Genomic DNA, 25,799 nt, shown 5'->3' with positions numbered 1-25,799 from the left:
AGGTACCCGTATGGACACTGAGATAGAGCTCAAATTTTTTGTCTCTTCTGACTTTTCTCATCGTATTCGCGATAAAATTGTCAGTGTAAAACAGCTACAGCAAAGCCAGCGTGAGCTGGGAAACATCTACTTCGATACGCCAGATTTTACCCTACGTAAACACGATATCGGTTTGCGGGTACGTCGTTTTGATGGTGTGTACATTCAAACCCTCAAAACCGCGGGTCGGGTCGTGGCTGGGCTGCATCAGCGCCCAGAATACAACGCCGAGCTTAACGGACCTGAACCTGATCTTTCTTTGATCCCAGTCGACGCATGGCCCGATGACCTTGATGTTGATGCATTGAGTCAGGCTCTTCAGCCGTTGTTTTCCACCGATTTTGTCCGCCAGCAATGGCTGTTGGCGACCGATGATGGCAGTCAGATTGAATTGGCGAGCGATCAGGGCGAAGTGTCCACCGAAACCGGTGACAAGGATGTGATTTCTGAGGTTGAGCTGGAGCTGATTTCTGGTCAAACCGATGCCTTGTTCTCGCTGGCACGTAGTTTGGCGGATGATGGCGGTCTACGCCTCGGTAATTTGAGCAAGGCGGCGCGTGGCTACCGCTTGGCAACAGGCTATCAGGGCGATCCGGTTAAAGCCTTATCCATCGTTAAACTCGGCGCTAATGATAGCCAAGAAAAAGCCCTAATTCGGATCCTCGAGCACGCACTGAACCACTGGCATTATCACGAGCAGATTTACATTGAGCGCGAGTCACTCGAGGCGTTGCAAGAAATTCGCTATGCCGTTTTGTTGATCCGACAGGCGTTTGTGTTATTCGGCGGTGTAGTGCCGCGCAGAGCAAGCAGTTTACTCCGCCAAGAGCTGCAATGGTTCGAAGGTGAGCTGGCGTGGCTCGATGATGCGTGGGCCAATGCCCGCTTATGTGAAGACAAAGGGCAGTACCTGCGCAAATTAAACGCGCGTAAAACCTTGGTGAAAAACTTGAAGGCCGAACAAGCACGGTTACCTGAACGTGAGGACATTGTCGCGCTGCTGCATACATCGCGGTATTGCAACTTGCTGCTCGATTTGAGTCGCTGGATCCTCTCGAAAGGTTGGCAACCGTTTTTAGATGATAAAGCGGCAGATAAGCTTGCTCAACCGATTCAACATTTGGCCGATAAAGCACTGCCAGAGTCTTGGCACGAATTACTTGACGCATTTGATGAAACGAAGACACTGACACGGCACGATTACTTTGACCAATACCCTCGCTTGCAACGCAATTTGTTGCTAGGCACCTGCTTGGCCTCTTTGTATGACAAAAGTCAGCGTAAAGCCTTCCGCTTGCCTTGGCTCGATATGTTGCAAGGTATTGAAGAGCTGCGCTTGCTCGAACCGGTGCGTGAGCGAGTGGTTGAAATTGACGATGAAGAGGATAAAAAACAGGCAGAGAAATGGTTGGCACGTAAAGAAGAGTCACTGTTTCATGCGATGACGCAAAGCCGTCAAACGGGATTGCGTCTTACTCCTTATTGGCAAGAGTAAGCGAACGAGAGTCATAAAAAGCAACCAGGAGGTTGCTTTTTTTATGTGTGCCTTTATGCGGTTACGTTGCTTGAGTACCCAGTCGCACTGTTTGAGGCGATCCGGTAAAACCGCCTTTGGGATCAATATTTCTGGCACTTTTTTACGTTATAAACAGACAAGGTACGTGATGATAATTTGATTAACTTATCATTATGGGCATTGTTTATGGGCAAATTTCACAAATACGGTAAACAAGGATTCAGTGAGGGTGAGGTTTGCCGATATAACATCACTCAGTATTAATAATCGCCCGTTTTGCAGTCAGTTGGCTTAATAACGGACATGGAGCTTTCAGGATTATGGCTAAACACACCTTTTATGCGTGGGAGAAACCCGTTACCAATCTGCGCTTGATCCCAAAACTCGTGATTCTCATGGTCTTTAGTACCATTATTCTGGTCGGCAAGCAGATGTGGGACGCGAACACCTTTCGCCAGTCCGTGATTGACTTCACTTTGCATCAAACCCAAGAGCTTGCACAGTCTAGTGCGGCCATGACTGGCGCCCTCATCGATCAGCCTGATGGGGAACGCTTGATGCGAGAGGCGGTAGATACCATGAACGCCGAATTCAGCGAAGGGGCGTATTTATATTTGGTCAATGGCACCACTCGCCAGATCTGGTCCCACCCCTCAATGCGCCAGTTTGACGCGTTACGCGTGACGGATGACAGCACCGGAACCGATGTCGCTGACTTGTTTCTCAATCAGTCAAGCGCGTTTAGCTATACCGTTTATGACGGTGGCCGTCATGGCTATGCCGTGCCCGTAGGCGGCAGTAATTGGTGGCTCGTGGCATCACAACCGACGTCCGAGGCGCAGGCATATTATCAAGATTATATGATACAGGTAGCGTGGCAAACCGCGTTGATGATCGTCTCTTTCATGGTCATTTTGCTGGGCGGCTCCAATATTATGCTGCGCCAAATTAATTATCTCACCGATAGAATCCGGGCACTCGCCAACCGTGACTTAAGTGAGCCGATTGAGATGAATAGCCGAGATGAGTTCGGTGATTTAGCGCGTGAGCTGGAAAGGTCGCGTCAGCAATTGGTGGATGTGATTAACGCGCAGCGCCAAGCGTCGGATGATCTTTCTTCTCTGGCTGAGATTATGACGATCAGCATGTCGGAAACCAAAGAGTCATCGCAAGAGCAATTCTCTGAGATGGATCAGCTCGCCTCGGCGATGAGTGAGATGAGTGCGACCGTGCAAACCGTCGCTGAGCACACGCGAGAGGCGGCCAAAGCGACCGAAACCTCTAGCCAGCAGGCGAACAGCGGCCAAGAGCACGTGAGCAGTACCATCAAAACCATCAATGAGCTGTCCAATGACATCAGCGAGTCATCCCAGGTCGTGGGACAGGTCGATGCCCAGGTGGAGAAAATCGGTACTGTCGTGGTCACCATTCAAGGAATTTCAGAGCAAACCAATCTACTGGCACTCAATGCCGCGATAGAAGCGGCGCGAGCGGGCGACACGGGGCGCGGCTTTGCGGTGGTGGCTGATGAAGTACGCAAGCTGGCGCAACACACCCAAGAAGCCACGGTAGAAATTCAAGACATGATCACCCAGTTGCAGCAAAGTGCGCAAAAAGCGGTGGGCTTGATGGATCGCAGTGTTTCCGAGGCCAAGACAGGGGTCGAGTCAGTGAGCCAGGCTGGCGGAGAGCTTGAGCAAATCGTCACGCAAATCCAATCGCTTAATGACATGAACTTCCAAATCGCCTCATCGGCGGAGCAACAAGCGTCAGTGGCCGGTGAGATGAACCAAAACCTCACCAATGTTAAAGATTTGGTTCAGGCATCGGTGACGGTAGCGTCTGAGCTACATGAAACGGCAGAGATGGTTGAACAAAGTGCGCAATCACTCAAAGATAAAATTGAGGCCTTTAAGGTTTAACCACGTTTGAGGTTTTATCCCGTAATCAACAACGGCTCGCTGCATCAGTGAGCCGTTTTTGTTAGTGTCGATACAGGACGATATCAAAAGGACTGCCCATGGTACTCTCTGACTCTCTTGCCGCTTGCTTGCATCAGCACTGGACACGATTAAATGAATTTGCCCCTGACGCCGTGCCGCAGTGGCAAGGCACGGCGCGTGAGCAACTCGAGCAGGCCTTAGCGTGTAGCGAGTTTGTCGCCAAGGCATTAACCCAAACCCCTGGGCTTCTCGACTGGCTGTATCAGCATCGTCAGCAAGCCTCGCGTGAGCAAACATACCAAGCTGAGCTGAGTCAGATGTTGGAAGCGGTCACAGATGAGAGTGAGTTTCACCGTCAACTCCGTCGGCATCGCCAGCGTGAGCTCGTATGGATAGCGTGGCAAGAGATCCACAACCAATGGCCGGTTGAGCAAGGTTTACAGCACCTGTCAGCCCTTGCGGAAGCGCAAATCTTATCTGCCTATCAATGGCTCTATCAGCGCGGCTGTCACGACTGGGGCACGCCTATGAGCCCAGAGGGGGAGCCGCAGCCAATGCTCGTTTTGGGCATGGGTAAACTCGGGGGCGGTGAGCTCAACTTTTCCTCCGACATTGATTTAATTTTCACCTACCCGGAGTCTGGGGAGACGCAAGGGGCGAGAAAAAGCATCGCCAATGCGCAATTCTTTACCCGGCTAGGGCAGCGTCTGATCAAAGCGCTCGACCAACCCACGATGGACGGTTTTTGTTATCGGGTTGATATGCGCTTACGCCCCTTTGGGGATAGTGGCCCCTTAGTGATGAGCTTTTCCGCACTCGAAGATTACTACCAAGAGCAAGGGCGTGATTGGGAGCGCTATGCGATGGTGAAGGCGCGAGTCATGGGTAAAGAGCAGTATGATTGTTATCAAACGCTACGTCAGATGTTACGCCCGTTTGTCTTCCGTCGTTACATCGATTTTAGTGCCATTCAAGCGCTGCGGCGGATGAAACAGTTAATCCAACGAGAGGTACGTCGGCGTGGCTTAACCGACAATATTAAGCTTGGCGCGGGGGGAATTCGGGAGATTGAATTTATTGCTCAGTCGTTTCAGCTTATTCGCGGCGGCCGAGAGCCCAGTTTGCGCCAGCGTGGCTTGCTCGACACCTTAGATGCGATTGCGGAACTGGAATTATTGCCCACCGCTGAGGTAAGCCAATTAAAGGCCGCGTATTGCTATTTGCGTCGAGTTGAAAACCTCCTGCAAGCCATTGATGACAACCAAACGCAGACCCTGCCCGATAACGACCTTGATCGTGAGCGGCTTTGTCACGCCATGGGGGTCAATGACTGGGCGCGCTTACAGGCCGACATCACTCAGCATATGCAAGCGGTTAATCAGGTCTTTTCTGGCTTGATTGGCGAAGATGAGCAAGAAACAGACACGGATGTCGATACTGAGTATCACGATCTATGGGCGATGGCGCGAGATGTAGAAAACGCCCACTTGATCTTAGCAGGCTTAGATCTACCGGACACCAATATTGCTGAGCAGTTATTGGCGTTTAAACAAGAGCTCGCCAAACGCACTGTTGGGCCGCGTGGCCGAGAAGTACTTAATCGATTGATGCCGGTGATGTTAAGTAAGCTACTGACGTTACCGCAACCGCAGCAGGTGTTGCCACATATCACCCACCTGTTACTCAATATCTCGACTCGCACCACCTACTTAGAACTATTGGATGAGCACCCCGGCGCGATCGATCAGCTGTTACGACTTTGTACGGCCAGCCCGATGGTGGCAGAGAAGTTGGCGCGCTACCCTTTGCTACTGGATGAGCTGCTCGATTTAACCCATTTGTACCAACCTTTAGCGCCCGATGCCTATCGCAGCGAATTACGCGATTATCTTGCCCGTATTCCTGTTGAGGATATGGAGCAACAAATGGAAGCGGTCCGTCAGTTTAAGCAAGTACAGTTATTAAAAATTGCCGCGGCGGATATCGCCGGTGTGCTACCTGTGATGCGCGTCAGTGATCATTTGACTTACTTGGCCGAAGCGATTGTGGAGGCGGTGGTCAATCAGGCCTGGCACCAAATGGTGGAAAAATATGGCCAACCGACACACTTGGGCGAGCGCGAGGGGCGTGGCTTTGCGGTGATTGGTTACGGAAAATTAGGCGGATGGGAGCTAGGTTATAATTCCGACCTCGATGTGGTTTTTCTGCATGACTGCCCCGCGAATGTTGAGACTGACGGACGCAAAGTCATTGATGGCCGCCAATTCTATCTGCGTCTTGCCCAGCGTATCGTGCACCTTTTCTCTACGCGCACGCCCTCTGGGGTGCTCTATGACATTGACACACGCCTTCGCCCTTCCGGCACCTCCGGAATGCTGGTCAGTACACTGGACGCTTACGCGGATTACCAACAAAACGAAGCCTGGACATGGGAGCATCAGGCGCTGGTGCGTGCGCGCATGATATACGGTGACCCTCAGCTTGAGTCCGCGTTTACCGAGGTGCGTCATCATATTCTTGCTGCCCCACGAGAAAGGGAGACTTTGAGAGAGCAAGTCAGTGGCATGCGTGAAAAAATGCGTCAGCATAAAGCGACAGGACAAAAAGATACCTTCTCCATCAAACAAGACGCAGGTGGGATCACTGACATCGAGTTCTTGGCGCAATATTTAGTGCTCGGCAATAGTGCAACGCAACCTGCGCTGACCCGTTACAGCGACAACGCGCGCATTTTTGAGCAAGCCGGAGAGCTGGGAGTGATGCCACTGGCGCAGGCGGCAGGGTTAAAGTCGGCCTATACGCGGATGCGCAATGCACTCCACCGCAGCCACCTCGCGGGTGAGAGTGGTAAGGTGGAGGCTGATGCCTTTATCGATGAGCGCGACGTGGTGCAACAAGCCTGGCAACAGTGGTTTGATGGGCAAGTGAAATAGTGTGGCTTAGCACCAACATCAGGCCGCGATAGCGGCCTGGGTAGCGTTATACTTTTTTATATAAAGAAGGCTCACCCTCTGGGCGAGTTTTAAAACGGCGATGCAACCACATATATTGCTCAGGGGCGCGCAGGATCAAACGCTCAACCGCTTGGTTAGTGACCACCGCGGCGGCATGCGCTTCTTTAGGGAAATCCGTTATGGGTGGGTCAATTTTAACGCGGTATTGGCCTAGCCGCCGTTCTCTCACCACAGAAAAAGGTACCACGGTGGCGTGACCGGCATGAGTCAGCAAACTAGTGCCCGTGGTGGTGCAAGCTTGTTTGACCGCAAACAGCGGAGCAAAGGTTGAGCGGCGGCGACCATAGTCGTGATCGGGCGCATACCACATTCGATGGCCTTCTTTGAGGTAGTGGATCATCGATTTGACGTCTTTGCGATCAACCCCAATATTACGCTTCATGCGGCCACGGAATTGAAACCAGTCATACACAGGGTTGGTGTTGGGGCGGTATACACCCACGCCAGGCGTTTGTTCGCTTAAGCCGCGCGCGCCAATCTCTAAGTTCAGTGAGTGCACAGCAATCAACAGCACGCCTTTGCCTTGTTGTTCAAGCTCAAGCAGGGTGTCTAGTCCCTCAATGGTGACATGCTTGTTGATTCGCCATTTGGGCCAAAACCACGCCATACCAGTCTCGAACAAGGCAAGGCCGGCGTTGGCAAAATTTTCTTTCACCATCGCAGCGCGGTTAGCGGGCGTCATCTCTGGAAAGCACAGCGCTAGGTTACGATCGGCAATTTTAACGCGGCGTTTCATTAGTGTATGCATCAAGTGACCTAAACCGCGGCCTAAATAGAATTGGACGCGATAAGGCAGCCAGCTAGCCAGATACATTAACCCGACACCAAGCCAGGTATGAAGATAGCGAGGGTGAAGAAACCCAATGCGAAAAGTGGGGGCTGAAAAATCGCTCATAGCGTTAATGACTCATGAAAACCAAACCAGAAAGAGCCGTAAGGCCCGCGCTATTGTAGAGTAAATTCTTGGCGCTGTCCTGCGCGAGTATGCGCGGTGAGTGTTGAGATTGTGCGCAGCACACGCCTGTGAGCCCCCCATTTATCCTATGGCTATGCTACTATCGCTCGGTAACGACAGTATTCGGAGATCCAGATGAAACTCAGCCTTCCTGACTACAGCCAAGCCAATGTTCTGGTCGTCGGTGATGTGATGCTCGATCGCTACTGGTATGGGCCGACCGGACGTATTTCCCCGGAAGCGCCCGTGCCTGTAGTGAAAATCAATCAAACGGAAGAACGCCCAGGTGGCGCTGCGAACGTGGCGATGAATATCGCAGCCTTGGGTGGACATACTCAGCTGATTGGCCTGACGGGCAAGGATGAGCAGGCTGACGCGCTCACGCAAACCCTCGACTCGTTAAATGTTAGCTGTGATTTTGTGGCGTTAGATTCGCATCCCACCATTACCAAGCTTCGGGTAATGAGCCGTAACCAGCAGTTGATTCGTCTGGATTTTGAAGAGGGTTTTGCGGGGGTGGATGTGGCGCCCATGCTGGCCAAAGTCGAAGCGGCACTGCCTAAGGCGCAGGCGATGATCTTATCGGATTATGCCAAGGGCGCGCTGGCCGAGGTACAAACATTGATTCAGGCCGCCAAACAAGCGGGTGTGACCACCTTGGTTGACCCCAAAGGCACGGATTTTGAGCGTTACCGAGGCGCGAGCTTACTGACGCCGAACATGGCGGAGTTTGAAGCGGTGGCAGGCTCAGTGACGGACGATCAAAGCTTGGAAGAAAAAGGTTTAGCGCTGATCAAGCAATACGAGCTTGGTGCGCTGCTGGTCACCCGTAGTGAACATGGAATGACATTGCTACGCCCGGATGCCGCGCCGCTGAACTTGCCAACGCTTGCCAAAGAAGTGTACGACGTCACAGGGGCGGGAGATACGGTGATCTCGGTACTGGCGGCATCATTGGCCGCCGGCAAACCGATAGAGCAAGCCTGTGCGCTAGCCAATGCTGCTGCCGGCGTGGTGGTGGGCAAGTTGGGTACTTCAACCCTCTCCACTATCGAGCTGACCGAAGCGGTACACGGCTCGCACGAGTCTGGTTTTGGCGTTACCACCGAAGCGCAGCTGATTGATGCGGTGCACGTCGCCCAAGGGCGAGGAGAGAAAGTGGTGATGACCAATGGCTGCTTTGATATTTTGCACGCAGGCCATGTGGCGTACCTCAATGAGGCCGCCAAGCTAGGCGATCGCCTGATTGTTGCCGTTAACACCGACGCATCGGTACAGGCTTTGAAAGGGCCTGGCCGCCCTGTTAATCCAACTGATCGACGGATGGCGGTGCTAGCAGGACTGGGCGCAGTCGATTGGGTGGTTCCTTTTGGCGAAGAAACGCCTGCGCGCCTGATTGGCGAAGTCTTGCCCGACTTGCTCGTTAAAGGCGGTGATTATCAGGTCAACGAGATTGCTGGTGCCGAGGCGGTGCTTGCCAACGGGGGAGAGGTCAAAGTGCTTAATTTTGAAGATGGCTGCTCTACCACAGAAATCATTGAGTCGATTCGGCGTGGTCAATAGCGCCTTGCCCTTTCAAATAATGACAATAAAAAAGGTGCCCGTTGGCACCTTTTTGCATACTAGAGCCTCAAGCGTGAATCACTCTTGTTTCACCAGCCCTTGGTTAATATCGAGCAAGTCTTGCTCAGACAAGGTGCCCATGGCTTGGTGTAAACGTAAACGGCTTAGAATATAGTCGTAGCGCGCATTGGAGAGGTTGCGATTGGCATCGTAAAGGCGACGCGTAGCATCCAAAACATCGACAATGGTACGAGTACCCACTTCAAAACCTGCTTCAGTGGCTTCTAGCGCTGAGCGTGCAGAGACCACGGTTTGCTCATAAGCACGTAGTGCGCCAATCGAGGCATTGATGTCGTTATAGAAAGCGCGCACATCTTTCACTGTGCTGCGGTATTTGGCTTCCAGACTTTGTGATGCAGCCACATACTCATGCTGCGCCTTTTCCACATTGGCCGAGGTGCTGCCGCCGGTGAACAGTGGCAGGCTAAAGTCGAGGCTGGCAGAGCCTTCGTTGTAATCAACGGAGCCGGGCGTATGCTGATTGTCGGTATCGACCATGCCATATTTAGCGCTAAAGGTCAGTGTGGGCAGATGGCCGGTTTTGGCCAGCTTAATCTGCTCTTTGGCGGTATCACGGGCAATGCGATTGGCAAGCAACTCGAGGTTTTTCTCTTCGGCGACGTTGACCAGTGCTGCCGGCTGTTGCTGCGGGTTACTGGCACTAAAGCGCTCGGTGTCGAGTACGCGTAAGTCATGCGGGGCTTGGCCGGTGATCTCACGCAAGCCTTCATAGCTGTTGGTGAGCGCGTTTTCGGCCAAAATTTCATCGGCCAGCACGGCGTCGTATTGCGCTTGGGCGTCATGCACGTCAGTAATCGCTGAAAGGCCCACTTCAAAACGTTGCTTGGTTTGCTCAAGCTGACGGCCCACGGCCGCTTTTTCTGCCTGAATAAACTCAAGCTTGTCCATGGCACGCAACACGTCAAAATAGGCTTGTGCCACGCGTAGCATTAATCCTTGCTGCTGAGCGGCATAGGTCGCATCTAGCTGGCGCGCCTGCATTTCACTGATATCCAGGTTGACCCAGCTATCACGTTTGAAAAGCTGTTGGCTTAAGCTGATATCGGCACTGGTGATATCGTTATCGCTGTCATCTTTGGTGTCATTACGGGTAATGGCGTATCCCGCATTTAATGCAATCTGTGGCAGCAAGGTGCCGCGGGTCGCATCGACGGCAGAAAACGCTGCATCGCGCTTGGCCGCTGCTTGATTAAGAGTGGGATCGCTTTGCTTCGCTTGTTGATAAATTTGGGCGAGATCATCGGCAAGGGCTGCACTGCTTACGCTGCCGAGAGCCAAGCTTAACGCCAAAGGGAGCAATTTTTTCATAGATGGAATCCCTGAATCTGTGCGATTGGATAAATAGACGTCCACTAGCTTACCGCAATTATGCTTGCGTGAAACTGACAATTTGTTAGGACATTGAGTGTAAACTATCCAATTTGCAAATGGGACTGAAAAATAGTTGTAACTTTTATCAAAAAAGTTAAGTTTATGGTTTGCTAGAATGACGCGCGTTGCCGCTCGGCACAGGCCAGCTGGTCTAGGCGTGACTCAGTATTTCACTTCGTCAGCTCGTTTCATCGAGGATAAGGAGCCCGCATGTCAGACTATCCGCCCGGACAATTCGATCGCGACGATATTGTGATCGAGGATATTTCTCCGCTTTATCAAGGTTTCTTTTCCATTCAGCGCTATCAATTTCGTCATCGCTTGTTTGAAGGCGGCTGGAGTGGCGCCGTGGTGCGGGAGTTGTTTGAACGTGGCCACGCGGTGGCTGTTTTGCCCTATGATCCCGTACGTGATGAAGTGGTAATGCTTGAGCAAATCCGCGTGGGGGCGATGGCAGCCGGCGCGACACCATGGCAACTAGAAATTGTGGCTGGGATGATAGACAAAGGCCAATCTCCCGAGCAGGTAGCCCACCGTGAGGCGCGAGAAGAAGCTGGGCTATTACTGCATCAAATGGAGCGTGTTACCCGTTATTTATCCAGTTCTGGTGGCTGCTCTGAACAGTTGGATGTGTTTGTCGCGATTGTTGATGCCTCGGAAGCTGAAGGCGTGCACGGCCTCGACAGTGAAAATGAAGACATTTTGGTGCATCGATTATCTCGCCAACACGCCTATCAAAAGGTGGTTGATGGAGAGATAGAGAATGCAGCCTCAATCATTGCGTTGCAATGGTTGGAACTCAATGCCAGTCGGTTACGTCAAAGCTATAATGAACAAAACAGTCAATAGACAGTAGGTGTGTGTGAAAACAGAATATCGTGTCGACTTACCAGCGATGATGCGCTTGTATGAAACCAACTATGCCAAACTTGTCCGTTTGATGCCTAAGCGTGACGAGGTGGGACAGGTGTGTCGATACGATATCCAAGGTCAGGAATATGCCTTGGTCGTGCGTGAGTCAACCCGTTATACCACCTTACTGGATATTGCTCAGTTGAGCCAAGGTGAAGCGCCAGATTACTTACGTGCTAACCTGACAGTGCGCTTGTATCACGATGCACGGGTCGCGGAAGTGTGTACCACGCAGCAGATTTCACGCTTAAAACCACGTTATGATTACCCGAATCCGCGCATGCATCAGCGCGACGAAAAGCATCAGGTTAATGCATTTTTATCGGATTGGCTTGGCCACTGCCTACGCCGTGGCGTGGTGGCGTCTGATCCTATGTATAAATCATCGTTAAACTAAACCAGCAAAGGTATTTTCAACGTTGCAGTCTTGCCAGATAGATAACGCCGACGGCGATTGTATTCGTCTTTTGCAAATCACCGACACACACCTGTTCGCGAGTGAGCAGGGTAGCTTGCTGGGTATTAATACGCTTCGCAGCTACCATGCGGTGCTGGATGCCATCAGCGCCACCAATCCGACTTTCGACGCCATTATTGCGACGGGGGATCTGTCCCAAGATCACTCCGCTTTATCGTATCGCCGTTTTGTCGACGGTATCGCCCGGTGGTCACAGCCTTGCTTTTGGCTACCGGGTAATCATGATTATCAGCCAGAAATGAGCGCGGTATTACAGTCAAATACCCTTCGCTCTTGCTCGCAAGTCCTGTTGGGGGAGCATTGGCAAATGGTGCTGCTCGACAGTCAGGTGGCTGGTGTACCGCACGGCGAATTATCACAAGCGCAACTGAACCTTTTGGATACCCACTTAAGCGCGCATCCTGAGCGCCATGCGTTGGTGTTGCTGCACCACCATCCGTTGGATGCAGGAAGCACTTGGTTGGATCAGCATAAATTGGCTAACCGAGAGGCATTCTGGCAAGTGATGGCGCGTCATCCTCAAGCGAAAATTGTGGTGTGTGGGCATATTCATCAGGCCTTGGATGTGCGTTATCAAGGTGCGCGTGTGATGGCGGCGCCTTCCACCTGTATCCAGTTTATGCCGGACTCACACGACTTTGCGCTCGATAACCAAAATCCAGGTTGGCGCTGGCTTGATCTGTATGCCGACGGACGCGTAGAAACGCAAGTGGCGCGGGTAACCGGTCAGCACTTTCGGCCAGACTTCGACTCCAGCGGATATTAATCATGCCATCAGCGTTGCTTTATCTTCATGGCTTCAACAGCTCGCCGCAATCGTTAAAGGCGAGACAGGTACAAGACTATTGCGCCCAGCATCGTCCTGATATTGAGGTGTTGGTGCCACAACTGCCCAGTCACCCTGAGCCCACCGTGCAGTTACTGGATGAACTGATCATGCGCTTTAACGAAACCCATCATTTGGGTTTGGTGGGAAGTTCGTTAGGGGGGTTTTTGGCCACCTGGCTGAGTGAGCGGTATCAACTACCCGCTGTACTGGTTAACCCCGCGGTTCGCCCTTACGAACTCTTGCAAGACTATGTTGGGGAGCAGGTTAATCCTTACACCCAAGAACGCTACATCCTCGAGGCCACCGATATCAACGCCCTGCGTGAGATTGATGTGCCGGTCTTATCTCATCCTGAGCGATTTTGGTTATTGCAACAGGAAGGTGATGAAGTGCTGGACTATCGCCAAGCAGTGGAAAAATTCAGTGCCAGTCAACAAACTGTTGAGCCGGGAGGCGACCATAGCTTTGTGGGCTTTGAACGTTATTGTGGGGATATCCTCCAATTTCTTGGTCTCTAGCGCCATCACGCCAGAGGCATTGAAACAAAGACACACAGACGCAGGCTCGTGCTATCTTGGCCTTTACGCCACAGCAGACGGATAGCAGCTCACAGAAACTTGTGGCAATCTGGCGCCGCGCTTGACAAGCGGATCCCCCTTGCTGACCATGTCATCACATTTATTAAGCCAATCGATTATGACAGAACAAAACTATAACGCAGGATCGATAGAAGTCCTCAATGGGCTCGAGCCCGTGCGCCGACGCCCCGGTATGTACACAGATACCAGTCGCCCTAACCATCTTGGGCAGGAAGTCATCGATAACAGTGTCGATGAAGCGCTAGCCGGCCATGCCAGCAAGATTGATGTGATCCTCCATGCCGACCAATCACTGGAAGTAATTGATGATGGTCGTGGTATGCCGGTTGATATTCACCCCGAAGAGGGCGTCTCTGGGGTTGAGCTAATTTTATGTAAACTGCATGCCGGCGGTAAATTCTCCAACAAAAGCTACCAATTTAGCGGTGGTTTACACGGGGTAGGTATCTCCGTGGTGAATGCGCTGTCTCATCGGGTAGAGATTACCGTTAAGCGCGATGGTCAAGTGTATGATATTGCGTTTGAAAATGGCGACAAAGTACAAGATTTAACTGTGACGGGCACCTGTGGCCGTCGCAACCGTGGCACGCGTGTACACTTTTGGCCAGACAGCCAATTTTTTGATTCTGACAAGTTTTCGCTCTCTCGCCTTAAAACCATCTTAAAAGCCAAGGCAGTGCTGTGCCCGGGACTGACGGTCAATCTCACTGATAAAAATACCAATGAGACCACGTCTTGGTGTTATCAGGATGGGTTGAAAGACTACTTGGCTGACAGTGTCAAAGGCTATGAAGTGCTGCCGGAAACACCTTTTATCGGCGAATTCAGTGGCCAGACCGAAGCGGCGGATTGGGCCGTCATTTGGTTGCCAGAAGGGGGGGAGCTAACGACAGAAAGCTATGTCAACCTGATCCCAACAGCACAAGGTGGCACGCATGTGAATGGCTTGCGCCAAGGGATGCTGGAGGCGATGCGCGAGTTCTGTGAGTTCCGTAACCTTCTTCCTCGCGGGGTCAAGCTGACCGCCGATGATATTTGGGAGCGCTGTGCGTACGTGCTGTCGGTCAAGATTCAAGACCCACAGTTTGCGGGGCAAACCAAAGAACGCTTGTCCTCTCGTCAGTGTGCAGCGTTTGTGTCTGGGGTGGTGAAAGATGCCTTTAGTTTGTGGCTTAACGAGCGCCCACATCTTGCTGAGCGTTTGGCGGAAGTGTGTATTGCCAGTGCCCATCGCCGCATGCGTGCCGCGAAAAAGGTGGTGCGTAAGAAAGTGGCATCAGGCCCAGCGTTACCCGGAAAGCTCACAGATTGTGCGATGCAAGACTCGAGTCGCACCGAGCTCTTTTTGGTCGAGGGGGACTCGGCAGGTGGGTCAGCTAAACAGGCACGAGATCGTGAATTTCAAGCGGTAATGCCGCTTCGAGGCAAGATCCTCAATACGTGGGAAGTCTCTGCAGACCAAGTGCTGGCCTCCCAAGAAGTACACGATATCTCAGTGGCGTTGGGCATTGACCCTGATTCTGGGGATTTGGGCAACCTTCGCTACGATAAAATCTGCATCCTCGCCGATGCGGACTCCGATGGTCTACATATTGCGACCTTGTTGTGTGCGCTCTTCATGCAACACTTTAGAGCCTTGGTTCAGGCTGGGCATGTGTATGTGGCGATGCCGCCGCTTTACCGCATTGATTGTGGCAAAGAGGTTTTTTATGCCTTGGATGAAGATGAAAAAGCAGGGATCCTTGAGCGTTTGAGTAATAAACGCGGCAAAATCAATGTGCAACGCTTCAAAGGTTTGGGGGAAATGAACCCGTTACAGCTGCGTGAAACGACCATGGATCCTAATACCCGTCGCCTTGTTCAGCTCACCATTGATGATGATGAGCAGACGCAGCAATTGATGGATATGCTGCTGGGTAAAAAACGGGCAGAGGACCGCCGTCATTGGCTGCAGCAAAAAGGCGATATGGCCGAGCTTATCGATATCTAAATCACTATAACGGGATCTTATTCGCATGACAGAGGTGACTTATGATGGGGTAGAGCAGCTTGCTCTGCGCCAGTTCACTGAGGACGCATACCTCAATTACTCGATGTACGTCATCATGGATCGCGCACTGCCGTTTATCGGCGATGGCTTAAAGCCAGTGCAGCGCCGGATCATTTACGCGATGTCAGAGCTGGGGCTATCCGCCACGGCAAAATATAAAAAATCGGCGCGTACTGTTGGGGATGTACTGGGTAAGTACCACCCTCATGGGGACTCGGCATGTTACGAGGCCATGGTATTGATGGCTCAGCCGTTTTCCTATCGTTATCCGCTGGTGGATGGTCAGGGCAACTGGGGCGCGCCTGACGACCCTAAATCGTTTGCAGCGATGCGTTACACCGAATCACGCTTATCACGCTTCTCTGAAGTGTTGCTGCAAGAGTTGGGACTAGGGACCGTCGATTGGGGGCCAAATTTTGATGGCACCATGAAAGAGCCGAAAACCCTACCAGCACGCTTGCCTCATATTCTTCTCAATGGGATCACTGGTATTGCGGTGGGGATGGCAACGGATATTCCGCCACATAATGCGCGTGAGCTTGCCAATGCCTTGGCCGCAATGATCGACAAGCCGAGCCTAGACTTAGACGGTGTACTGGAGCATGTGCAGGGACCTGATTACCCCACCGAAGCGGAAGTGATCACGCCGAAGTCAGATTTGAAAAAGCTCTATGCGAGCGGCCGTGGCTCTATCAAAATGCGCGCGCTGTGGCATAAAGAAAGCAATGAAATTGTGATTACGGCGCTGCCTCACCAAGTGTCGGGCGCTAAGCTGCTAGAGCAAATCGCCAATCAAATGCGGGCGAAAAAGCTGCCGATGGTGGACGATCTACGTGATGAGTCGGATCATGAAAACCCTACCCGGATTGTGATTGTGCCGCGCTCTAATCGTGTCGATTGTGATCAACTGATGGATCACTTGTTTGCCTCGACCGATCTAGAGAAGAATTATCGCGTTAACCTCAATATGATTGGCCTTGATGGACGCCCGCAAGTTAAGGGGTTACATGGGATTTTATCTGAGTGGTTAACGTTCCGCCGCCAGACGGTGAGACGTCGCCTTGAACACCGGTTGGAAAAAGTCCTCGCTCGCCTGCATATTCTAGAGGGCTTACTCGCCGCGTACCTGAACATTGACGAGGTGATTGAAATCATCCGCAGTGAGGATGAACCTAAAGCAGAGCTGATTGCGCGCTTTGGTTTGAGCGAGAAACAGGCTGAAGCGATCCTTGAGATCAAACTACGCCAGTTAGCCAAGCTCGAAGAAATCAAGATCCGTGGTGAGCAAGATGAGTTGAGCAAAGAGCGCGATAAGCTAGAGAAATTGCTCGGCTCAGATCGGCGCTTGAACACCTTAATCAAAAAAGAAATCCTCGCGGATGCGGAAAAATACGGGGACGACCGCCGTTCACCGCTTGTTGAGCGAGCGGAGGCCAAAGCGTTAACCGAGCGTGACTTGGTACCCAGCGAACCCATCACTGTGGTGCTCTCAGACAAAGGGTGGATCCGCCATGCCAAAGGGCATGATGTGGATGCCACTGGCCTTAACTATAAAGCAGGCGACAAGTTCCTCGACGCAGCGCCGGGCAAAAGTAACCAACCCGCGGTTTTCCTGGGGTCTGATGGTCGCAGCTATGCAATAGAGTCGCACACCTTACCATCAGCGCGCAGCCAAGGTGAGCCGATTACCGGGCGAATTAACATCACTCCAGGCTCGTCGATTCGTCACGTGTTAATGGCTGATGAGGGGCAGCTCACCTTGGTGGCCTCGGACGCTGGTTATGGTTTTGTGTGCAAGCAAGCGGATATGTTATCCAAAAACCGCAGCGGTAAGGCCTTGCTGACGGTGCCTGATCAGGCGGAAGTGATGCCACCGCGCCAAGTGGGTAATTTGGAAAGCGATTTGATTGTCGCGATTTCCAATGAAGGCCGCATGTTGGTATTCCCGGTCCATGAGCTTCCGCAACTGAGTAAAGGGAAAGGGAATAAGATCATTAATATTCCTGGCGCACGCGCCAAGTCACGTGAAGAGGTGTTAAGCCAACTTTATGTGGTGCCGGCCAATGCTGGGGTGACCTTGCACGCTGGGAAGCGCAAACTGACCTTAAAACCGGAAGATCTCACTCATTATCGTGGTGAGCGAGGTCGACGAGGCAGTATGCTTCCGCGTGGCCTTCAGCGCGTCGATCAAATCGAAATCCTGCCCGAACACTAAGTCGCTGCCGCCCCTGAAACCAGGGGCGGAGTGGGTGCATTTTTGCGCTGAATCGGTATACTGACTCGCCTTTCACGCCTGCTCTTTGGAGAGAGAAATGATTTTTGTCGTGCGACTGCTGGCTTTATTGATTGTCGCTGTTTTGCTGTTTGTTTTTGGTGGTTTGTATTGCTTGTTAAGCCCTCGCAATCCTCGTAATTGCTACCATATCAGTAAGTGGTTTGGACGCCTCTCTGGTTTATTCGGGATTAGCCTTGAACTGCGCTTTGCGGAAGGGGCACCTCGTGAGCCTGGTGCTAGCGTGTGTATCGCTAACCACCAAAGTAATTGGGATATGGTGACCTTATCGAATGCGTTGATGCCTGGCGCGGTCACCGTGGGGAAAAAAAGCCTGCTATGGATCCCCATTTTTGGTCAGCTTTATTGGCTCACGGGCAATGTATTGATTGATCGTGCCAATCGCAGCAAAGCCATGGGAACCATTGCGCAGGTTACAGACAAAATCCGAGCCAAACAATTGAGCGTATGGTTATTTCCTGAAGGAACACGTTCACGCGGGCGCGGGTTGTTGCCCTTTAAAACCGGCGCATTTCATGCGGCGATCGGTGCGAACGTCCCCTTGATTCCAATTGTATGTAGCTCGACGCATCACCTAAAAGCGAACCGTTGGAACAACGGCCATGTGATCGTTGAGGTGATGGCGCCGATTTCCCCCGAGGGCTACGATAAAGATAATGTCCGTGACTTGGCTAAGCATTGCCATCAGGTAATGAAAAGCAAGCTCGAGCAGCTTGATGCAGAAGTCGCGGAACGCAACCAAGGCGTTCGCTAATTGAGGATAGGCTTATGACTTCAACCCAGCGCCATCATGTGGTTTTGGTCTCACCGAGCGGTGAACCTCAAGGGATCGCTGAAAAGTTGGAGGCTCATCAGCAAGGATGGCTGCACATGGCCTTCTCAGTCATGTTGTTTCGTTGTAATGAGCAGGGTGAGCGTGAGTACTTGCTACAGCGTCGCGCGTTCGATAAGTATCATAGTGGTGGATTGTGGACCAATACGTGCTGCTCGCATCCCAAACAAGACGAGCCGGTTGCGGCGGCGGCAAAACGGCGCCTGTATGAAGAGTTAGGAATAGCGCGCCCACTTGATTTTACTATGGGACCTTGGTTTGAATACCGTGCCGAGTTGGATAACGGGTTGATAGAGCATGAATTGGATCAAGTCATCGCCTGTGAAGTCAACCATGTCGACATGATCCCTAATCCAGATGAGGTAGCAGACTGCCGCTGGTGGTCTGAAGATGAAGTCAAGCAGGCGATGGTGGACGCCCCCGAGCGCTTCACCGCTTGGTTTGCTGACGTTTTATCACGTATCGATGTGATGGCGCGCTGTTGATAAGCGTGCGCTATGCCATCACGACATAAAAAAGCGGCGCCTGGAGGCGCCGCTTTTGCATTAGCTTTTCGCTGGAAATAGTTTTTCGCTGGAAATAGCTTTTCGTTGCCGTCGCTTACCAATTAGGCTTGGCGCACCGCAATCGCTTCAATTTCGATATCAACGTCTTTGGGCAAGCGTGCGACCTCAACGCATGAACGAGCAGGGTAGCTTTCCACACCGTGCTCATCAAAGAACGCACCATACACTTTGTTGACATCCGCAAAGTCTTCCATTTTTTTGACAAACACGGTGAGCTTAACAATATCATTCACTTTAAGCCCAGCAGCTTCTACCACCGCTTTGACGTTGTCGAGAGACTGACGTGTTTGTGCGGTGATTTCAGGAGAGATCTGGCCAGTCACTGGGTTGACGGGAATTTGGCCTGAGGTCAGCACCATGTTGCCAAGGTCAACGCCTTGCGAATACGGACCGATAGCTTCTGGCGCCTGCTCGGTTTGCAGTACTTGGGTCATTGTCTGTTCCTTTGTTATAAAAGCGACACCTATAGTCTGCAACGGTTAGCGTGTCACGTAAAGTCGTTTACTCAGGGGCGAGGCGGTCTCGGACCACTTGCTCGCAGGCGGCAAGTTCATTGAGCTGGCGTGGTGCGACCAGGACAGTGTCGTTCCCGCCTACTGTTCCTAAAATTAAAGGATGTCGGTGCAAGTCTAGTAAACGAGCGATCAACTGTGCGCCGCCTGGGTGGGTTTTCACGACTACCATGGCTTGGCTACAGGTGATGTCATCGATTTGTGAACCGACAGAAGACACTGCGTAGACAGGCTCCATGTCTCCGCTGAGTGCGTAGACTTTTTGCCCGTGCGCATTGGGTACTTTGGCGACCCCGAGCTTGGATAATAGGCGTGAAACGGTCGACTGACTGACATCAAGATAGCCGAGTTGAACCAATTGCTGGCGAACTGCATCTTGGGTGGTAAAGCTTTGTGTTTGCAGCAGGTGCCGACACGCAGAGAGGATATCGTCCTCCGGTGTAGCAGTTTGTACCGATAGAATTGCATCTTTAACCACGGGCAACCCCTTATAATAAACGGTATTTCACGTATATATCAGTGTATAAAGCTGATAATGCGTGATTCAATCGCATATGCTATCAGTTGCTTTTAAAGGAAACTTTGATGGGTGTCACTGGGTGGTGTCAATTTTGATAAACAGGGCGCCCTTCGGCGCCCAGGCTCAGGTGACGCTAATCGCCAAGGGTGGCGACCATGACCGCTTTGATGGTGTGGAGGCGGTTTTCTGCCTCATCAAACACAATCGAGCAGTCTGACTCAAACACATCTTCTGTGACTTCTAGGCCTTTTAAACCATACTTTTCTTCGATTTCTGCACCGACTGTCGTTTCGTTGTTGTGGAAGGCAGGGAGACAGTGCATGAATTTCACGTGCGGGTTACCTGTGGCTTTCACCACCTCCATGTTGACTTGATAGGGCTTCATTAGCGCAACGCGTTCATCCCACGCTTCTTTGGATTCCCCCATCGAGACCCAGACATCGGTGTACAAGAAGTCACAATCTTTCACACCTTCTTGTACGTCTTCAGTCAGGGTAATGCGTGCGCCGGTTTTTTCAGCGATAGCGCGGCATTGTGCGACGAGATCTTCTTCCGGCCAGAATGCTTTGGGAGCCACTAAGCGGATGTCCATCCCCATTTTAGCGGCACCCACCATCAGAGAGTTGCCCATGTTGTTGCGGGCATCACCGAGGTATGCAAAGCGCATTTCGTGCAACTGCTTGCCACGTCCGTGCTCGAGCATGGTCATTAAGTCAGCCAAAATTTGGGTGGGGTGGAATTCAGTGGTTAAGCCATTCCACACTGGCACGCCTGCGAACTCACCTAGCTCTTCGACGATATCCTGGCCAAAGCCACGGTATTCAATGCCATCATACATCCGACCCAATACGCGTGCGGTGTCTTTCATCGACTCTTTATGGCCAATTTGTGACCCTGTTGGGCCGATGTAGCTGACCTGGCCGCCCTGATCAAACACGGCCGTTTCGAACGCACAGCGAGTACGTGTTGAGGCCTTTTCGAAGATAAGGGCAATGTTTTTGCCTTTTAGGCGAGGCGTTTCGTAGCCATTGTATTTGGCTTTTTTCAGCTCAATCGCCATATCGATAAAGTGTTGGATCTCACGTGGAGTGAAGTCGAGCAGCTTCAGAAAATTACGGTTACGTAGGTTAAAAGCCATAGTGGGCAATCCTCTTCGTTATTGGTCTCAGGCTTGCGCAGGCGCAGGTTGGCCTTGAGAAATGTTGTTGTTATTCACTGATTGTGGACGGATACGTGTGCCGGCTTGGCCTGCCAAGATAGCAAGGCCATCTTCAAGGGCGCCAATACCAACAAGCTTTCCGCCTTGGCGAATAAACTCGCAGGAGGCATCGATTTTTGGCCCCATAGAGCCAGCATCGAAGGTATATTGGCTGAGATCATCGGGCGTTGTGTCGGCAAGTGCACGTTGGCTCGGCTGACCATAATCGAGGTAAACGGCATCGGCATCAGTCAAAATAAGCAGCGCATCGGCATTGATCTGACGGGCGAGAAAAGCCGCTGACATGTCTTTATCAATCACAGCTTCAATACCTTTCAGCTGGGTGCCTTCTTGAATCACAGGAATGCCGCCCCCTCCGGTACAAATCACTAGGTGTCCTTGGTCAATGAGGCTTGCAATCGCATCGTCTTCGACAATCCCAGTAGGCTGTGGGCTAGGCACCACTCGGCGGTAGTATTGGCCATCAGGTTTAATATCCCAGCCATACTTTTCGGCCAGCTGGTCGGCCTCTTGCTGGTCATACACCGGGCCTATTGGCTTGGTGGGGTTAGCAAATGCAGGATCGTGAGGATCGACTGTCATCTGGGTCAGCATACACGAGACGTGTTGCTCTGGTGCTAAGTTGTGTAGCTCCTGCATCAGCATATAGCCAATCATGCCTTGGGTTTCAGAGCCAAGCACATCCAAAGGATAAGGGGTGACGGATTTGTATTCGAGCCCTTGCAGGGCCAATAAGCCAACTTGGGGACCATTACCGTGGACAAGCACTACGTTATATTGCTCGCCGATAGCGGCAATGGTTTTGGCCGCTTTGGCGATATTGGCACGTTGAATGTCGGCTTCTAAGGGTTCGCCTCGACGGAGCAGGGCGTTGCCCCCGAGTGCCACGACGACAGTGGGTTTTTTCATAGTTTTACTCTCTACAGTCGGTGGGGGCTGAGCCAGATGCTCAGCCCATGCGAGGATTAAATACCATCACGATGAATTGGGCAGCTCATGCAGCGTGCGCCGCCGCGTCCGCGGCCCAGCTCATCACCCGGAATGGACAAAACAGTGATCCCGGCTTTGTCGTACTTCTCGTTGGTATAGGTGTTACGCTCGTAGCCGACGACCACACCTGGGCGCACGGTCAAGACGTTGTTGGCGTCATTCCACTGTTCACGTTCTGCTTCAAAGCTATCGCCGCCTGTGGTGATAAGGTTCAGTGGGCCGACGTCGAGGGCTTTTTCGATGGCGGTGAGGAAGTAGTCTTCTTCACGCACGTTTAAGTGGCCGCTGCGGTCGCCGGTCAGGCTCCAACATTTGATGTCTTTGCGAATCACTTCGGGGTACACCGAGAAGGTATCTTCCCGCATATGGGTCATCACGGTATCGAGGTGCATGCAGGAGCGATGCTTTGGCAGCTCCATGGCAATCACTTGCTTGGCTTGGCCGTGTTTGAACAGGCTGGACGCGAGGTTTTCCACCCCTTGTGGCGTGGTGCGTTCAGACATGCCAATCAATACAACACCTTTACCTAAAACAGTGACGTCACCGCCTTCAATCGTGGCATTGTCGTAGTCGATGTTTTGCGCACCGAAGTAGGTAATAAAGTCGCCGTTCGCGAAGCGAGGGTGCCATTTATAGATGGCACGCAAGTGGTTGGTTTCCCGTTTGCGCGCGGGTTTGGCCATTGGGTTTATTGACACACCACCATATAACCAGCACGAGGTATCGCGTGTGAATAAATGATTAGGCAAGGGGTCAATGATAAAGTCCGAGGGCGCATGCATCGCTTGCAACATCGAGGTCGTGGCAATAGGTAGCTCAGAGTAGGCTAGCCCACCTAAGAACATCGATGCGAGCTCCTGGTGTGGAAGATCATTGAGGTAGCAGCGAATATCGTTCGCAAACGAAGGGCCAAAGGTATAGTCCGAGATCTTAAGGTTCATTAACCAAGCTTTGGCTTCGGGGACATCCAGGGTTTCGGCGAGCAAGTTTTGCAGTAATAGCACCTCAACGCCCTGATCACGTAGGGTTTGAGCGAATTTGTCATGCTCTTCACCCGCACGTTCCACTGACAGAACATCGTCGAAAAGTAAGTCATGACAGTTTGAAGGGGTCAGGTGGGTTAAAGCACGCTCGGGGCGGTGCAACATCACGGTGCGTAATTGACCAATTTCAGAGCCGACATAGAAGTTGTTCATCTTTCTTTCTCCGTATATCTCTGCTTGGCTTTTTATCGGAAGGGAAATAAAAAGTGCAGGTTTATTATTGGGTACAGATTTATTCTAACGCGGTTAGCCGGTTGAACTTGAAGTTAGATCACATTGAAACCATTGCCTCCGTTTCGTGGTTTTTACCCTGTGTTAATGGTATTTATGGCAGCATTAAAAAATAGTTTTTAATACTTAGTCACTTTTATTGCGTGCTTAACGATATTATTTTTAAAGTGCTAGGTTTTAAGCGGGGGTTTTATTCTTTTTATGCCTGTTATTTTTTGTTTCTATTTTACCTTATGCGCATTAAATGAATGATTATCTTTAGTGGTTTTAATATTTAACAAATACCGTATGTTTTTTGTTTTTATTTGTGATGATGATCGGCATTAAATCGCTTTGTGTTAATAATGTAACATAGGTGTGAACTGACTGGGGGGGGAGGTACCGTTATTGCAGGGAACGTGATAGACATAAAAAAGCGCACTGCTATCAAGCAGTGCGCTCTACATTTCGTTGACTACGATATTATAACATTACACCCAGGCTCAGCATGACCATGATCATAACGGTAAGGATACCAAGCAACGGGGCGACCCATTTTATCCATTTGGCATAAGGCACGCGGGCAATGGCCAAACCACCCATTACGACGCCGGAGGTAGGTGTTACGAGATTAACGAGCCCCGAAGCCGATTGATAAGCCGTGACGACTAATTCACGCCCAACGTTCGCGAAGTCGGCCAATGGCGCCATAATTGGCATGGTGAGCACTGCCAAGCCAGATGAGGAAGGCACTAAGAATGAAAGCAGCACTTCCAGCCAATACATCACGTTAATAAAGACGAAAGAAGATAAACCGCTTACTAAGCTCTCGGCACTATTAAGGATGGTGTCGGTAATCATGCCTTTATCCATAATCACCACGATCCCGCGAGCAATACCGATAATCAGCGCCACACCGAGTAGGTCTCTTGCCCCATCTATAAAGCTGGTAGTGATTTCCTCTTCGCTCATGCGTGCAATCAGGCCAATGATGATGGCAGCCCCTAGGAAGACGGCGGAGATCTCAGCCATCCACCATCCCAATGAGGATACACCATAGATCATCACGGCAAAGGCACCGGCAAAGATAGTGAGTATCACTTTGCGTGTGGCTGTAAAATCGAGGCTTTGGTTGTCATCGTGCTCACCAAGAAAGTGTTTTTTATTGCTTTCATACTGGTCATAAACAATCGATTGACTCTGATCGGCGCGCACTTTCCGTGCATAACGCATCACATAAGTGACGCAGATAAACCAGCCAATTACGAGGATGGCAAGGCGAAGCAGAATGCCATCAGTAAAAGGGATCCCTGCTGCATTGGCGGCAATGACGGTCGCAAAGGGATTAATGGTTGAACCTAACGTACCTATCCCTGCCCCAAGCAGTACCGTTGCCGCTGCGACCACAGGGTCAAAACGCGCAGCCATCATCACAGGAACGAGCAGGGTATAAAAGGGTAAGGACTCTTCGGCCATCCCGTAAATCGTACCGCCCGCGGCAAAGAGGCCCATTAGGATAGGGATCATCCACTCTTCGCGTCCTTCTAGGCGCTGGGTGACTCGCTCAATCCCCGCATCAATGGCACCGGTTTTAGTGACCAGCCCTAAAAAGCCACCAATGATCAGAATGAACAGTGAGACATCAATGGCTGCGGCTTCATAAGTTTGGTGATTATAAAAACCGTCAATGGGGGCAAGCAGGACATCGACGATGCCTTGAGGGTTACTGTCAACCTGTTCGTAAGTTCCTGAGATAGGAACGTCTCGACCGAGTTCTTCATTATACTCTCGTTCATACTGGCCGGCGGGCACCACCCAGCTAAGGGCGGCGACGACGGCGATAAGAATGAATAGAATGGTATAGGCGGACGGGAACTTTAAGTTCGAGAACCAGCCTTTTTTTTCGGGAACACTGTGAGTACTCATACTTTCTCCTCATACCTCTTATTAGCATCTAAAGTGCGCTACACGTGTTGAGGTAATTCCGTTAATTTCACGTTATTTATTATTTTTATGCCGTGGTACATGGCTTTGCATTCATTGTAAAAGTGGTTCCCTTTTTACTTCTTAGTGATATCTCACAAAAGACGAGGTGGTTAATAGATAACCAAATAGACTTTTTTAATAAAAATGAATGCAGTGTTGTTATTTATGCGTAGTTATCACCTTCTCTTTTTTATTTGCTTGGGTTTTTATTGATTAAATTACGTTGAGTTCGCTTCTCTTACGGTGCTGAAGGGTGAGGTAATGATGAGTTTATGTGC

20 protein-coding genes are annotated in these 25,799 nt (G+C 51.3%); 12 read left to right on the top strand and 8 right to left on the bottom strand.

Annotation, left to right across the window (positions count from 1 at the left end):
* Positions 1 to 10: 10 nt before the first annotated feature.
* The 3 genes from N8M53_RS11080 to glnE all read left to right on the top strand — a co-directional run bounded on the left by N8M53_RS11080 (position 11) and on the right by glnE (position 6,431).
* Positions 11 to 1,534: an inorganic triphosphatase gene (locus N8M53_RS11080; RefSeq protein ID WP_269578817.1), complete on the top strand. Its 1,524-nt coding sequence runs from the start codon at positions 11 to 13 to the stop codon at positions 1,532 to 1,534.
* A 341-nt stretch (positions 1,535 to 1,875) separates the two neighbouring features.
* A complete protein-coding gene (locus N8M53_RS11075) occupies positions 1,876 to 3,477 on the top strand; it encodes a methyl-accepting chemotaxis protein (RefSeq protein ID WP_269578816.1) in 1,602 nt (533 codons plus the stop codon).
* A gap of 98 nt (positions 3,478 to 3,575) precedes the next feature.
* The gene (glnE, locus tag N8M53_RS11070; RefSeq protein WP_269578815.1) at positions 3,576 to 6,431 is read left to right on the top strand and encodes a bifunctional [glutamate--ammonia ligase]-adenylyl-L-tyrosine phosphorylase/[glutamate--ammonia-ligase] adenylyltransferase; all 2,856 of its coding nucleotides are present in this window, start codon (positions 3,576 to 3,578) and stop codon (positions 6,429 to 6,431) included.
* A gap of 46 nt (positions 6,432 to 6,477) precedes the next feature.
* Here glnE and lpxL read toward each other — a convergent pair whose 3' ends face one another.
* Positions 6,478 to 7,407, bottom strand: coding sequence for an LpxL/LpxP family Kdo(2)-lipid IV(A) lauroyl/palmitoleoyl acyltransferase (gene lpxL, locus N8M53_RS11065; protein ID WP_269578814.1), 930 nt, complete (start codon positions 7,405 to 7,407; stop codon positions 6,478 to 6,480).
* Positions 7,408 to 7,602: 195 nt separating this feature from the next.
* Between lpxL and hldE the strand changes: the two genes are divergently transcribed.
* Positions 7,603 to 9,030, top strand: coding sequence for a bifunctional D-glycero-beta-D-manno-heptose-7-phosphate kinase/D-glycero-beta-D-manno-heptose 1-phosphate adenylyltransferase HldE (hldE, locus tag N8M53_RS11060; RefSeq protein ID WP_269578813.1), 1,428 nt, complete (start codon positions 7,603 to 7,605; stop codon positions 9,028 to 9,030).
* A gap of 78 nt (positions 9,031 to 9,108) precedes the next feature.
* Here the strand turns inward: hldE and tolC are convergent, their stop codons facing one another.
* A complete protein-coding gene (gene tolC, locus N8M53_RS11055; RefSeq protein ID WP_269578812.1) occupies positions 9,109 to 10,419 on the bottom strand; it encodes an outer membrane channel protein TolC in 1,311 nt (436 codons plus the stop codon).
* Between the two features lie 273 nt (positions 10,420 to 10,692).
* On the opposite strand from tolC, the gene nudF reads away from it, so the two are divergent.
* The 8 genes from nudF (at position 10,693) to idi (ending at position 18,960) form a co-directional block, all read left to right on the top strand.
* Positions 10,693 to 11,331 (top strand): ADP-ribose diphosphatase, encoded by a 639-nt coding sequence (nudF, locus tag N8M53_RS11050; RefSeq protein WP_269578811.1) that lies wholly within the window; start codon positions 10,693 to 10,695, stop codon positions 11,329 to 11,331.
* A 49-nt stretch (positions 11,332 to 11,380) separates the two neighbouring features.
* Entirely contained in the window at positions 11,381 to 11,791 is a 411-nt protein-coding gene (locus tag N8M53_RS11045) for a DUF1249 domain-containing protein (protein ID WP_269580036.1), read from the top strand.
* 22 nt (positions 11,792 to 11,813) lie between these two features.
* Positions 11,814 to 12,638, top strand: coding sequence for a 3',5'-cyclic-AMP phosphodiesterase (gene cpdA, locus N8M53_RS11040; RefSeq protein ID WP_269578810.1), 825 nt, complete (start codon positions 11,814 to 11,816; stop codon positions 12,636 to 12,638).
* A complete protein-coding gene (gene yqiA / locus N8M53_RS11035) occupies positions 12,632 to 13,219 on the top strand; it encodes an esterase YqiA (RefSeq protein ID WP_269580035.1) in 588 nt (195 codons plus the stop codon). Before cpdA ends, yqiA begins: the two co-directional genes overlap by 7 nt.
* 178 nt (positions 13,220 to 13,397) lie before the next feature.
* Entirely contained in the window at positions 13,398 to 15,290 is a 1,893-nt protein-coding gene (gene parE / locus N8M53_RS11030; protein ID WP_269578809.1) for a DNA topoisomerase IV subunit B, read from the top strand.
* Between the two features lie 25 nt (positions 15,291 to 15,315).
* Positions 15,316 to 17,565 (top strand): DNA topoisomerase IV subunit A, encoded by a 2,250-nt coding sequence (gene parC, locus N8M53_RS11025; protein WP_269578808.1) that lies wholly within the window; start codon positions 15,316 to 15,318, stop codon positions 17,563 to 17,565.
* Positions 17,566 to 17,662: 97 nt separating this feature from the next.
* Positions 17,663 to 18,397: a 1-acylglycerol-3-phosphate O-acyltransferase gene (locus tag N8M53_RS11020; protein WP_269578807.1), complete on the top strand. Its 735-nt coding sequence runs from the start codon at positions 17,663 to 17,665 to the stop codon at positions 18,395 to 18,397.
* A 14-nt stretch (positions 18,398 to 18,411) separates the two neighbouring features.
* The gene (gene idi / locus N8M53_RS11015) at positions 18,412 to 18,960 is read left to right on the top strand and encodes an isopentenyl-diphosphate Delta-isomerase (RefSeq protein ID WP_077668518.1); all 549 of its coding nucleotides are present in this window, start codon (positions 18,412 to 18,414) and stop codon (positions 18,958 to 18,960) included.
* A 122-nt stretch (positions 18,961 to 19,082) separates the two neighbouring features.
* Here the strand turns inward: idi and N8M53_RS11010 are convergent, their stop codons facing one another.
* From N8M53_RS11010 to N8M53_RS10985, 6 genes are all read right to left on the bottom strand, one after another.
* The gene (locus N8M53_RS11010; RefSeq protein ID WP_269578806.1) at positions 19,083 to 19,475 is read right to left on the bottom strand and encodes a RidA family protein; all 393 of its coding nucleotides are present in this window, start codon (positions 19,473 to 19,475) and stop codon (positions 19,083 to 19,085) included.
* Between the two features lie 67 nt (positions 19,476 to 19,542).
* Positions 19,543 to 20,031, bottom strand: a complete 489-nt coding sequence (locus tag N8M53_RS11005; RefSeq protein ID WP_269578805.1) for an arginine repressor — start codon at positions 20,029 to 20,031, stop codon at positions 19,543 to 19,545.
* A gap of 175 nt (positions 20,032 to 20,206) precedes the next feature.
* Positions 20,207 to 21,211, bottom strand: coding sequence for an ornithine carbamoyltransferase (gene argF / locus N8M53_RS11000; RefSeq protein ID WP_269578804.1), 1,005 nt, complete (start codon positions 21,209 to 21,211; stop codon positions 20,207 to 20,209).
* Positions 21,212 to 21,238: 27 nt separating this feature from the next.
* The gene (gene arcC, locus N8M53_RS10995; protein WP_269578803.1) at positions 21,239 to 22,201 is read right to left on the bottom strand and encodes a carbamate kinase; all 963 of its coding nucleotides are present in this window, start codon (positions 22,199 to 22,201) and stop codon (positions 21,239 to 21,241) included.
* Positions 22,202 to 22,257: 56 nt separating this feature from the next.
* The gene (arcA, locus tag N8M53_RS10990; RefSeq protein WP_269578802.1) at positions 22,258 to 23,478 is read right to left on the bottom strand and encodes an arginine deiminase; all 1,221 of its coding nucleotides are present in this window, start codon (positions 23,476 to 23,478) and stop codon (positions 22,258 to 22,260) included.
* 540 nt (positions 23,479 to 24,018) lie between these two features.
* Positions 24,019 to 25,461, bottom strand: a complete 1,443-nt coding sequence (locus N8M53_RS10985) for a YfcC family protein (RefSeq protein ID WP_269578801.1) — start codon at positions 25,459 to 25,461, stop codon at positions 24,019 to 24,021.
* Positions 25,462 to 25,799: the final 338 nt, after the last annotated feature.

Source organism: Salinivibrio kushneri (genome assembly GCF_027286325.1).
Taxonomy (GTDB): Bacteria; Pseudomonadota; Gammaproteobacteria; order Enterobacterales; family Vibrionaceae; genus Salinivibrio; species Salinivibrio kushneri_A.
This window is presented reverse-complemented; position numbering and strand designations above follow the sequence as displayed.